We start from the raw sequence: 11,319 nt of genomic DNA on the forward strand, positions 1-11,319 counted from the left end.
ACCCATGGCACTGAGTGCAACCACTACCCTTCCGCACGCCGTCGACAGCGTCGCTGCCGTCTTTATCAACGAGGACTTTCAGCGGCACACGAGCCAATTCGTTGGCGGCACACTTGAATCCTTCGAGGTGGCCGGAGACGTTGACGGAGTATTCAGCACCACCTCGGTCCGCACGCTGCCCACCACCCGGCTGCCGGAGATCGCCCGTAAGTTCGTGGGCGAAAAGCTCACGGTGACGCAGGTGGAGAACTGGGACGCCCCGGCGGCCGACGGTTCCCGCCAGAGCAACATCACGCTGAAGATCGCCGGCGCCCCCCTTGATGTGACGGCGGTCCAGCGGCTCGTCTCGGAGGGCGGCAGCACGCGCATTGAACTGGAAGGCAACGTGACCTCCTCCGTCCCGTTCCTGGGCGGCAAGATCGCCGAGGCAGCTGAGCCCATGGTGGCCAAGGCCCTGAACATCCAGTCACAGCAGGCCCAGGCCTGGCTCGAAAGCCACTAAGGCCGTGCAGCTCCCCCTGTTGGCGGGCGTGGTCCTGGTCATCGCCGGCCTCTGGTCCCTGGTGGTCTGGCCGCCGTTCCTGCGCCGCGTGATGAAGGATCCCAGGGCGCGGGACACCGACGGCAAGGCCACAAAGTTCCTTACTGTCCACGTGGTGCTGGTCAGCATCTCGATGGTGCTGGGAGCCGGCACTGCCGTGATCGGGGTTGTGGGCCTGCTCGGGTAGGCTGGACACAGGTGCGCCGGGAAGTCTGGTCGGCAACAGTTTTGCCGACCCTTAATTCCAGGAGCCACCCATGGCCAAGCGCCCATCCCGCCCCGCCTTCGCTGCCAGAGTCCTCAGCCGCTCAAGCTACGCCGAATTCCTGCGGATCTCAGAGATCCTCAGGCTGGAAACAGCCGGCGGTGCCCTCCTTTTGCTGGCCACTGCCGTGGCCCTCATCTGGGCCAACTCGCCGGCGGCTGAGGGCTACTTCGCGCTGCGTGACCTGAAAATCGGGTATGAACCCTGGCACCTCCGGCTCTCCCTGGGGCATTGGGCGTCAGACGGTCTCTTGGCTATCTTCTTCTTCCTGGCCGGCCTGGAACTCAAGCGGGAGTTTGTCTCCGGTGAACTCCGCAAAGTGTCCAAGGCGGTGGTTCCGGTGGCCGCGGCCGTGGGCGGCGTGGCAGTTCCAGCCCTGATCTACACGCTGGTGAACCTGGGCCAGGGCGCCGAGAGCCTGCGGGGCTGGGCCATTCCCACAGCCACCGATATCGCCTTTGCCCTGGCCGTGCTGGCCGTCATCAACACCCACCTGCCTGCGGCCCTCCGGACCTTCCTGCTGACCTTGGCCGTAGTGGATGACCTGCTGGCCATCGGCATCATCGCCTTCTTCTACTCGTCCGGTCTGCAGCCCCTTTTCCTGTTGGCGGCACTGCTTCCGCTGGGGCTGTTTACCCTGCTGGCCCAGAGGAGGGTTCGCAGCTGGTACCTGTTGCTGCCGCTGGCCGCCGCCACCTGGGGACTCGTGCACGCTTCCGGTATCCACTCCACGGTGGCCGGTGTGCTGCTCGCTTTTGCCGTCCCGGTGCTGGCGTCGCGGAAACGCGGTGAGGCGGGTCCCGGTATGGCTGAGTCCTTGGAACACCGGCTCCGCCCGCTTTCGGCAGGTTTCGCCGTCCCGGTCTTCGCCTTCTTTTCCGCCGGAGTTGCCGTGGGCGGCCTCGACGGCTTCCGGTCGGCCCTGGCGGATCCCGTGGCGGTGGGAATTGTGGCTGCTTTGGTGGCCGGCAAAACGATTGGTGTGTTCGGTACCACCTACCTGATTACTAAGACCACCAGGGCAAAGCTCGACGACGGCCTGGCCTGGATCGATGTCGCTGGCCTTGCGGTGTTGGCCGGAGTGGGCTTCACGGTGTCGCTGCTGATCGCCGAGCTGAGCTTCGGTGCTGGCTCGGCCTACGATGACCATGCGAAGGTGGCCATCCTCACCGGATCACTGGTTGCCGCCCTGCTCGCCACTGTGGTGCTCCGGCTGCGGAACCGGCATTACCGGACAGTGGAACTTGCGGAACGGCGTGATGCTGACGGCGACGGCATCCCGGACGTTTTCGAACACCGGGGCTGAGAGCCTCGGTGCGGCCTCGGACCTGCCCGGACCGTAAGGGCTAGGCGGCCTGGTTCAGGGCGTCCTCGGCGGCAACCCAGGAAATCATGGCGCACTTAACGCGCGCGGCGTAGCGGGCCACTCCTTCGAAAGCCGCGGCGTCGCCCAGGATCTCGGGATCGGCGGGGATCTTCCCACGCGAGCGGAGCACTTCGCGGAAGTTGCCAATGACGGCGTGGAGCTCGTCCACGGTCATCCCCTCCGCCAGTTCGCTGAGGACCGACGCCGATGCCATCGAGATGGAACACCCTTCGCCGTCCCAGGAAATCTGCGCCACCTTGCCGTCTTCCACGGCCACCCGCAGTGTGACTTCGTCGCCGCAGACCGGGTTGAGCTGGTGGGACTGGCCCGTGGACGCCCCCGCCGGCGCGGCGACGCCCGCCAGTCCGCTGCCGTGGCGGGCTTTGGAATGGTCAAGAATGATCTGCTGATACAGCTGGTCAAGGCTCATGGTGGTGTACCTTCGGTGATCGCGCTAGACGCGGAAGTAGGAGCGGACTCCGGCGACGGCTTCCAGGAAGGCATCGACGTCGTCGGTGGTGTTGTACAAGTAGGCGCTTGCCCTGGTGGTTGCGGTCAGGCCCAAGCGGCGGTGCAGCGGCTGGGCGCAATGGTGACCCACGCGGACGGCGATGCCCCGGGAATCCAGGAACTGCCCGACGTCGTGCGCGTGCACACCGTCGACGTCGAACGCGGCAAGGCCGATCCGTTCCTGTCCGGCGGCGGGCCCCAGCACGCGGATGCCGGGAATGGACTCCAGCCCCGCCACCATCCGCTGGCCGAGCTCCGCTTCCCAGCGGTGCACGCGGTCCAGGCCGGTTTCCGTGAGGTAGTTGGCTGCGGCGGCGAGGGCAACGGCCTGCGAGATGCGCTGGGTGCCGGCCTCGAAGCGCTGCGGCGCGGGCAGGTACTCGGCCCGTTCCATGGTCACCGTGGTGATCATGGAACCGCCTGTGAGGAACGGTGGCAGCACGTCCAGGAGGTCCTGCTTGCCGTAGAGGACCCCGATTCCGGTAGGCGCCAGCATCTTGTGGCCGGAGAACACGGCGAAGTCGACATCAAGCCCCTTGACGTTCAACGGCAGGTGTGGTGCCGACTGGCAGGCGTCCAGGACCACGAGGGCTCCGGCCTGCCGCCCCAGCGCCACCAGTTCCTGCACGGGATTAATGGTGCCCAGCACGTTGGAGGCGTGGGTGAACGCGAGGACCTTGGTTTTGCTTCCCAGGATCTCGGCCGCAATATCCAGCCGCAGGGCACCGGCGTCGTCGATGGGGATGTAACGCAGCGTGGCGCCGGTGCGGAACGCCAGTTCCTGCCAGGGGATCAGGTTGGCGTGGTGCTCCATTTCGGTCACCACGATCTGGTCACCCGGGCCCACTGCGAGGTCCTTCAGCCGGGCGTCGCCGCGCCCCTGCGCCGCCCACAGCGCGGCGTTGGACAGCGCGTAGCTGAGCAGGTTCAGGCCTTCGGTGGCGTTGGAGGTCCACACCGTTTCCTCATAGCCGGCACCGATGAAGTCCGCTATGGTCTCGCGGGCACCTTCGAACACCTCTGTTGCTTCCACGGCAAGGTAGTGGGCCCCGCGGTGCACGGCAGCGTTGCGCTGTTCGTAAAACTCCTGCTCAGCTTCGATGACACTGAGCGGGTTTTGCGAGGTGGCGCCCGAATCGAGGTACACCAGGCGCTGGCCGTTCACCAGCTGGCCAAGGACGGGGAAGTCGTTTCGAATCCTGAGGACTTCTGCGTTATCCATGGCCGGCACTGCGCGCTCCAGCGTGGCAGGCGTTGATACTAGGGCCAAAGCTAAACTCCTTGAGATGCCAATGGATTGACACTCAATTGTCCCACAACACCACTGTGGCGGCGGCCCGATGGGCAACCGCCACAGCAGCTCCGGGCTTCAGCCCGCGGAAGTGAGGGCCGGCGACGGCTGGGGGGAGAGTCTCGGTCTCAGAAGACTCTGACGTCGCCGGCCCCGCTTCGATCCAGCCCCAGGGGCCGGAAGTTTACGTCAAAATGAGGCCTGAAAGTCTGTTGGCCGGTCCGCGGTTTTGGTGGCTCCGTGTTTTCCTGCCGCACTAAGTCAATCGCATGCTGAAGCTCAGCACACGAGTAGGCAGTACTCTACTTTCTGGGGCCTGGGCTACGCGTTTCCGGACGTCCGTACACAGGGGTCACGGACGCATGGCGTCGGTACGCAGGCCTAGTGCGGAAGGGCCGACTCCAGTTCGTCGCGGCTCCGCACGCCGAGTTTGACGTACGTGCGGTAGAGGTGGCCCTCCACGGTGCGCACGGACACCATGAGCCTTTGTGCGATCTCCCGGTCAGTGAGACCTTTCACAGCGAGCTCTACGATGTCCTGTTCCCGGCGGGTGAGGTGCACGCTGGGTGCTGCGGCGATGAAGTGGCCTTCCCGGAACCGCTCGCCCAGTTCGTGGTCGCACTTCTCCCGCAGGGCCACCGCCTGGCGGGCCCGCCGGCGCTCCCCGGAGCTCTCAAGGACGGTGCTCGACCGCGCGTAGGCTTCCCGCGCAAGATTAACGAATCCCGCGCTTTCAAGCATGGCCGCCGTTTCCATGATGGAATCGGCGTCCTCGGACTCCCAATGCCCCGCCAGGGTGAGCATCGCCGCGGCCCAGCGGCCCTCAACGCTCCCCGCCAGTGAGTGGACCAACGGGATCACGGAATGGTCGCCCAGGTCCCAGCAGAGAGCCAAGAGTTCCAGGAGTGTCCCGGCCCGAGTGGTCACCTCGGGCGTGGTGGCCAGTGTGTGGAGGCGCGCCAGGCCTTTCCCGTCATGCGCCACATACTCCGATGCCGCTGCCGCGTACGCCCTCGCAAGGAGTCCGTAGCCGGGGGAACCCTGCGGTGAGTCCTTGTAATCCAGCTCAAGCCGGCCTGCCTGGGCGGCGTCGCCGAGCCTCGCCGCTACATAAAACGCCAGCCCGGAACCAAACCGGAACATCTGCAGCGGATCGTTGAGCCTCAGGGTCTCCACCGCCGGCAACAGCGTTTGGTAGGCGCGTTCCATCCGCCCCTGCCGCAGGAGCGAGTAGCCACGGAGCACCTCGAGGCTGCCGCCGAAATAGGCGACACCCCGCGGCTGCCCGGCAGCATAGTTCGCCAACTCCCGTTCCGCCGAGTCCCACTCCCCCATGGCCAGGTAATCTGCCACCAGGCGGCCAAGGACAAATTCGTTGAAGAAGAACACGCCACCCTGCAGTGAGGGAAGTTCCGAGACGGCCAGCAATGCGGCATCCAGCCCCTGGACGGCCCGTCCGGCCGGGGCGAGCGAATGGGCCAGCAGCGCGAGGCCCACCGCACGCAGGGCGTCGTCCGTGGCATCGCCGGCGCGGCTGCTCCGAAGTTCCTGGACCTCGGCCTCCAAGGCCTGGTGGTTGCCTGCCTCGCAAAGTTCCAGCAGGCGAAGCAAGCGCTCCTGCCAGGGCCCGGCCGGCGCACCGGCGGTCTCCTGGGAATCCAGCGGCACAGCATCCGGGCCAGCCGTCATGGCGCCTGCGCCCTGAAGCGCTTCACGGGAGTCGGCCGCGAATACTGACAGCGGCGTTCCCAGAGCCTGGTGTGCCATGGCCCTGAGCATCAGGACCGGAACAGCCCAGGCACCATTGCCCAGATGCAGCCAGCATCCGTCCAGCAGCTTGGCCGCACCCGCAAAGTCGCCTTCATTGAATAAGGCGCGTCCCTGGACGGCCTGTGCCTGCGGCAGGAGGTCCGGGTCCGCGACCTTCGCCGCCATCATCCTGCTGCTCCGGTTCCGGGAGTGGACCAAGGCGATGCCGGCCGCCTCAAGCAGCTCGGGATCGGATATTTTCAGTCCACATTCAAGGGCCCATTCCACGGCCCTCATCCTGCCTTCGGACCCTTCGGGGGCGGCTCCCAGCTGATCCCGGATCTTTTCAAGCAGCTGCAGGCTCCGGGACACCGAGATACTTGTGCGGAGCGACTCGCCGAACACGGAGTTCCAGATCCGGAGATCGGCTGGAATCCCGGTACTTTCCACCATCATCTGCTGGTCCAGCAGCGTCCGCACTACTTCAGCGCCAAAAATATCCTCGATCACCTTCCGGCTCACGGGCCCGGCGAGGGCGACAAGTTTCAGGACTTCCTGCTCTTCCGGGCTGCGGCGGAGCATGTCCTTCACCACCACCTCGGCGAGCCTGGGTCCGTCGGCAGGCAACGGGCCCAGCAGCATCCAGATCCCGTTCCGCTTTGCGAGTTCGCCCCGCTCTGCGGCATCATGCAGCAAGGCATCAAGAATCCGCGGATTTCCACCAGACGCGCTCCAGATTGTGTCAATGGTTCCGGAGGGGATTGTTCCATCCAGTGCGTGGGAGAGGACTTCCTCGACCTGCTCCCGATTCATGGGTCGCAGATCCACACGGTCAGCCAGGCCGTCATACCAGAGCTGAGCGAGCGGCTGGGGCAGCCCGGGCCGCGGCCTGCCGGCAGCAAGCACTGTGGCCCAGCCTGCGGAGATCATGTCGGCCACGATGCTGGCCGTTGCCTCGTCCAGGTGATGGGCGTCATCCATCATCAGAAGCAACGGAGTATCCCTGCCGGCTTTCAGCTTCTCGAAGTACCTCCACACGGACCGCAGCACAGCCACCGAAGACACGGAGTCTTCGGCCGTCAGCTCCGCCGTGTAGGGGGCCAGAACTCCAAAGGGAACGCCGGACAGCGACGAACTTCCATGGATCTGAACAATGATCATCTCCTGGGAAAGCCGCTCGGTGATGGCCTCGGTCAGCGTTGACTTTCCGATGCCGGGGCCCGCCATGAGGAACACGGCCTGGCTCGTGCGGCTGCGAATGATGTTGCAGATCCGGTCCAGCGGCTCACGCCGGCCCGTGAGCAGTCGATAATGCGTTCCCTGTTTGGCAGCGTGGCCGTTAGACGAGTCCAGTCAGATCACCCCTGGATGTAACTCCGAGCTTGGTAAACACCTGGTAAAGGTGGCCTTCCACAGTGCGCACGGACACGCCCATCTCCACGGCGATATCGCGGTTGGACGCGCCCCGGCCTGCCAGCCGCGCGATCTGCCTCTCCCTTGCGGTCAGCAGCGGGCTGCCGCTGCTTGGCACGATCGGCAGGCTTGCCACGGTGGCTGCGAGGATGTCCAGGCGGGCCTGTGCAGTCCTGGCGGAAACCGAGTCACCGGCCTGCCGGGCGTAGTCAACGGCCAGCGCCATGCACCGGGCTTCAACGGCATCCAGTTCCAGGGTGGCCGCCAGTTCCCCGCCGGCAAGCAACGTTTTGGCGTCGTGGGTGCGGCTGCCCACGGCGACAAGCCGCGAAATTTCAGCTAAGGGGCCCTGGCGTTGGCCGGCCACTTGTTCCATCAGCCGGAAGTCCGCTTCCGTGCCGTTGACCGTGGCTCCGAGCAGGCTGATCCCGGCCAGGGTGAACCTGCCTGCTGCGATGTCACGGCGGGCTGACTGCTTGAGGCGGGTGGCTGCGTCATTGTCCCCCAGCCATCTTGCGGCCATATCAGCGCAGAATTCAGTGCGGCTCCGGGTGGCATGGTCAGCGGCACCTGCCGTCCGCTGCAGCCGGTCAAGATACTGCCGGGACTGCCCGGCATTGCCGATCTGCGCATACGCGAAGGCGATGGCGGCGTAGGCGGCGCGGAGCAGGCTCTGGACGGGCCGCAGTTCCAGCTGTGCAGCGGCCGACAGCAGCGAATCAAGGGCAACGGCGCCGCGGCCCGAGTACACGTAGGCGATGCCGGCCGCTAGCTCCGCGGCGGCGCTCCGGTAAGGGAGCCGGTGGAACTCGCGCGCGGAGGGCGGATCCAGGAGGTCGATGCACCGGCGCCATTGCCCTGCCATCAGGAGCACGTTGTACGCCCGGCTGGCGAACCTCTCGCGCAGCCCCACGATCTCGGCGGCGTCCGAGATCTGCCCGCCCAGCTGCCTCATCAGGCTCAGGGCGTCCATTTCCCGCCCGGCCATGGACAGGGCGCTCATGAGGATCACCGCTGAGTTCATCCTGAACCAGGTGTCCGGATTCTGCCCGGGGTCCGCAGCGGCTTCCAGTGCCGGCAAGGCGGAGGCGTAGTCCCCCACAAAAGCCTGGTACTCGAATTCGCTGAGGCTGATCCGGTTGGCGGCAGCAGCCAGCGGGTCCGGCCAGCCCTTCGCGATTCCTGGCTCCACGCCCAGCCGCTCCCGTGCCGTCTGCAGCAGCGCCGGCACCCGGGCGGTGTGTTCGGGGAGCCAGACCATGACCCGGGCTTTGGCCTCGACCACCCGGGCGAACTCCTCAACGTCCAGGTTGTCCAGCTGCGGCTGGGAAATATCGTCCAGTGCCGCCATGGCCTGCACTGGGAGGTCCATGAGCAGGTACGCTGCGGCTTTCTGCCGCTGGGCAGGCACCCATTGAGGGTCATTCCGCTTTAGCGTGTCGGCATACTTGAGGGCAAAATGGGGGTCAAAGAGCTGCACTGCGGCTTCGGCAGCGGCAAGCGCCATGGCCGGACTCAGCTCGGCTTCGCATTCCTGGGTCCAGGCGCCGAACGCCATCAGTTCTTCCATCGTCATCGTGGCAGGGTCAGGTTCCTTGCCGCCCAGGAGCAGGCTCCGCAGTTCCCTTCGCCGAGTGATGCTGAGCCAGGAGCGGACAACGTCGCCGAGGTACTTTTCACGCAGCGAAACCCAGCGGTTGTCCGAGGAATCGATCTCCAGCAGGCCCGAATCTTCCATGTCCGCCACCACGCCGGCACCGTACACTTTGGTCAGCCTGGACAGTTCCACGCTGCGGGCGCACGAGAGCATCTCGATGACATCCCGTTCCTCCGGAGACTTCCGGGTCCACTGGGACCGGACGATGTCGTCGAGGCTGGCCGCGCCGTCGAGCACCACCTTGTCCCGAAGAGTCCAGACGGAGTCCGACAGAACCAGGTTCCCCGAATGCTGCTGCTCGGTTACAAGCGCTTTCAGGAGCAGGGGGTTGCCCCCAACCATGGTGTGGAAGGTGCTGACCAGAGAGGCCGAAACGCGGTGGCCCAGCAGGGATAGCAGCACCTGGCGGGTCTGCAGCTCATTGAGGTTGTCCAGCCTGACTTCGGTGAGCCGGCGGTCGTTGAGGAGCCAGTGGAAATCGGCCGGTAGATCACTGACCATGGGTGCCACGGCCACCATGCGGGCGGTCCCGGTCAGGAGGATGTTGAGCAGGACGCCGGCGCTCATATCATCAATGCTGCCGGCGGTGTCCAGGGTGATGACACACTGGCGCCCCGCGGCATCGCTTTTGATGAGGGACGTAATGCCGCGGAGGATGGCTGTGGGCGACCCCATGTACGCCTGGGGAAGACGCGCCAGCAGGAAAGCCAGGCAGCCGTAGGGTGTTGTGCCGGACGACGGTCCGCTGCGCAGCTGCAACGTCCAGATATCCGGGCCAAGGTCGGCGACGGCTGTCCTGGCCAAGGATGACTTACCTACACCTCGCCCGCCGGTGATGACGACTCCCAGGGAGTCGAGGCTGGTCAGGGCGGCGTGGACCGCTTCGAGGTTGGCGCTCCGTGCGGGCACGGACCAACGCTGCGGCTCTGACACGCCTGCGGTGTCGGTTCGCAGCTCAAGGTCGTTGAGCGGTGACCCACGTCCCCAGCTGAGTGGCTCGATTGACATGAACTTGTCCCCTACATCCCACTTTAGCGGGATAAGCCCCATCGCTCCCCCGCTTAGGAAGAAGACTACCCCTTGGCACACGCAGGTAAACAGGGACAGGCGGTTTTAAGTTTTATTCCTGAACGTCTGACTTGGCCGGATGGAACTTCTGCTGGGCCGCAGTCAGCCCTTCCCTGACCAGCATCTCCACGGCATCAGCCGCCTCATCGAGCAGGAACGGAAGGTCCTTGCGCTCTGTAGTGCCAAAATCGCGCAGGACATAGTCTGCAGTGTCCATCCGACCTGGAGGGCGGCCCACGCCCACCCGTACGCGGAGGTAATCCTTGGTGGCCAGCGCCTTGGACATGTCCCTGAGGCCATTGTGGCCGCCCTCACCGCCGCCACATTTCAGCTTTATGGTGTTGAACGGAATATCAATCTCATCGTGCACCGCGACAACGTGGTCAGGGTCAATGCCGTAGAAATTTGCCAGGCCCGATACCGGGCCGCCGGAAACATTCATGTAGCTCATCGGCTTCGACAGCACCACCCGGGGGCCGCCGATCCCCAGCCGTCCTTCGAGCACTTGGGCGCGTGCCTTGTGGGTCTTGAACTTTCCACCCATCCGGCCCGCGAGTTCGTCCAGGACCATCTGGCCGACATTGTGCCGGTTGCCCTTGTATTCGGCCCCGGGGTTTCCGAGGCCAACGATCAGCCAGGTGTCAGTCATTATTCAATCCTAAGGTGGTCCGGACATGGCTGTGGCCGGACCCCGACAGGGCCCGGCCACATATCAAACTGTGCCGTTATTACTCGCCGGCGACTGCGGCTGCGGAGTCAGCCTGTGCCTCTTCCTCAGAGACTTCAGTGGCCTCGGAGATGTGGACAACCAGGGCGTCGGCGTCGGCCAGCAGGACCGAACCCTTCGGCAGGACCAGGTCGGAAGCGTGGATGTGCTGTCCGGCGGAGCGGCCTTCGATGTCGACCTCGATGGCGGTGGGCAGGTGGGTTGCCTCAGCCTCAAGGGAGATGACGGTGAGTTCCTGGTTGAAGACGCTGCCCGGAGCCAGTTCGCCAACGATGTGAACCGGGATGTCCACGGTGACTTTTTCGCCCTTGATGACGGTCAGCAGGTCGATGTGCTCAATGATCTGCTTGATCGGGTCGCGCTGGACGTCCTTGACCAGGGCCAGGTGCTCTTCGCCGTTGACGTCCAGGGACAGCAGGGCGTTGGCTTTGCGGACTGCCAGCGTGGTGGCCTTGGCCGGAAGCGTGATGTGGATCGGCTCGGCGCCGTGGCCGTAGATGACGGCAGGGATCAGGTTGGCCATGCGCGCGCGGCGGGCGAAGCCCTTGCCGAATTCGGTGCGTACTTCTGCTGCGAGCTTCTGCTCAGACATGTGTATCTCCTCGGAAGACTAAAAGGTGTTCAGCAAGGGCGGAGGTCTGTTACGACCTTCAACGCCGGGCGGCCGTGAGGCGGCCCTTCCAGAAGGGAGATTCAGACCCAGTCGATAACGGAGACCTGCAGTCCGGTTTC

Annotated in this window: 9 protein-coding genes; 3 read left to right on the forward strand and 6 right to left on the reverse strand. The window is 65.2% G+C overall.

What is annotated here, in order from left to right; all coding sequences use genetic code 11:
• Positions 1 to 4 precede the first annotated feature (4 nt).
• The 3 genes from NFC73_RS04185 to nhaA all read left to right on the forward strand — a co-directional run bounded on the left by NFC73_RS04185 (position 5) and on the right by nhaA (position 2,112).
• Positions 5 to 502 carry a DUF2505 domain-containing protein gene (locus NFC73_RS04185; RefSeq protein ID WP_254747863.1) on the forward strand — a complete coding sequence of 166 codons (498 nt, stop codon included), beginning with the start codon at positions 5 to 7 and terminating at the stop codon, positions 500 to 502.
• A 4-nt stretch (positions 503 to 506) separates the two neighbouring features.
• On the forward strand, positions 507 to 728 hold the full coding sequence (locus NFC73_RS04190) for an SCO4848 family membrane protein (RefSeq protein WP_254747865.1): 222 nt from the start codon (positions 507 to 509) through the stop codon (positions 726 to 728).
• Positions 729 to 798: 70 nt separating this feature from the next.
• Positions 799 to 2,112: a Na+/H+ antiporter NhaA gene (gene nhaA / locus NFC73_RS04195; RefSeq protein ID WP_254747867.1), complete on the forward strand. Its 1,314-nt coding sequence runs from the start codon at positions 799 to 801 to the stop codon at positions 2,110 to 2,112.
• Between the two features lie 40 nt (positions 2,113 to 2,152).
• Here the strand turns inward: nhaA and sufU are convergent, their stop codons facing one another.
• The 6 genes from sufU to NFC73_RS04225 all read right to left on the reverse strand — a co-directional run bounded on the left by sufU (position 2,153) and on the right by NFC73_RS04225 (position 11,179).
• Positions 2,153 to 2,602, reverse strand: coding sequence for a Fe-S cluster assembly sulfur transfer protein SufU (gene sufU, locus NFC73_RS04200; RefSeq protein WP_254747869.1), 450 nt, complete (start codon positions 2,600 to 2,602; stop codon positions 2,153 to 2,155).
• A 24-nt stretch (positions 2,603 to 2,626) separates the two neighbouring features.
• Positions 2,627 to 3,952, reverse strand: a complete 1,326-nt coding sequence (locus NFC73_RS04205; RefSeq protein ID WP_254747871.1) for a SufS family cysteine desulfurase — start codon at positions 3,950 to 3,952, stop codon at positions 2,627 to 2,629.
• Positions 3,953 to 4,354: 402 nt separating this feature from the next.
• Positions 4,355 to 7,075 carry a LuxR C-terminal-related transcriptional regulator gene (locus NFC73_RS04210; RefSeq protein WP_372494577.1) on the reverse strand — a complete coding sequence of 907 codons (2,721 nt, stop codon included), beginning with the start codon at positions 7,073 to 7,075 and terminating at the stop codon, positions 4,355 to 4,357.
• Positions 7,062 to 9,800 (reverse strand): LuxR C-terminal-related transcriptional regulator, encoded by a 2,739-nt coding sequence (locus NFC73_RS04215; protein WP_254747873.1) that lies wholly within the window; start codon positions 9,798 to 9,800, stop codon positions 7,062 to 7,064. The genes NFC73_RS04210 and NFC73_RS04215 overlap by 14 nt, the downstream gene beginning before the upstream one ends.
• Positions 9,801 to 9,912: 112 nt before the next feature.
• Positions 9,913 to 10,509 carry an aminoacyl-tRNA hydrolase gene (gene pth / locus NFC73_RS04220; protein ID WP_254747875.1) on the reverse strand — a complete coding sequence of 199 codons (597 nt, stop codon included), beginning with the start codon at positions 10,507 to 10,509 and terminating at the stop codon, positions 9,913 to 9,915.
• 79 nt (positions 10,510 to 10,588) lie between these two features.
• A complete protein-coding gene (locus tag NFC73_RS04225; RefSeq protein ID WP_058929619.1) occupies positions 10,589 to 11,179 on the reverse strand; it encodes a 50S ribosomal protein L25/general stress protein Ctc in 591 nt (196 codons plus the stop codon).
• Positions 11,180 to 11,319 lie beyond the last annotated feature (140 nt).

It is taken from the genome of Pseudarthrobacter humi (assembly GCF_024294965.1).
Taxonomy (GTDB): Bacteria; Actinomycetota; Actinomycetes; order Actinomycetales; family Micrococcaceae; genus Arthrobacter; species Arthrobacter humi.

What these genes read in the sequence shown, in the direction of transcription:
- NFC73_RS04185 (WP_254747863.1), top strand. Translation starts at nt 5, where the DNA reads ATGGCACTGAGTGCAACCACTACCCTTCCGCACGCCGTCGACAGCGTC.
- nhaA (WP_254747867.1), top strand. Translation starts at nt 799, where the DNA reads ATGGCCAAGCGCCCATCCCGCCCCGCCTTCGCTGCCAGAGTCCTCAGC.
- sufU (WP_254747869.1), bottom strand. Translation starts at nt 2,602, where the DNA reads ATGAGCCTTGACCAGCTGTATCAGCAGATCATTCTTGACCATTCCAAA.
- NFC73_RS04215 (WP_254747873.1), bottom strand. Translation starts at nt 9,800, where the DNA reads ATGTCAATCGAGCCACTCAGCTGGGGACGTGGGTCACCGCTCAACGAC.
- pth (WP_254747875.1), bottom strand. Translation starts at nt 10,509, where the DNA reads ATGACTGACACCTGGCTGATCGTTGGCCTCGGAAACCCCGGGGCCGAA.
- NFC73_RS04225 (WP_058929619.1), bottom strand. Translation starts at nt 11,179, where the DNA reads ATGTCTGAGCAGAAGCTCGCAGCAGAAGTACGCACCGAATTCGGCAAG.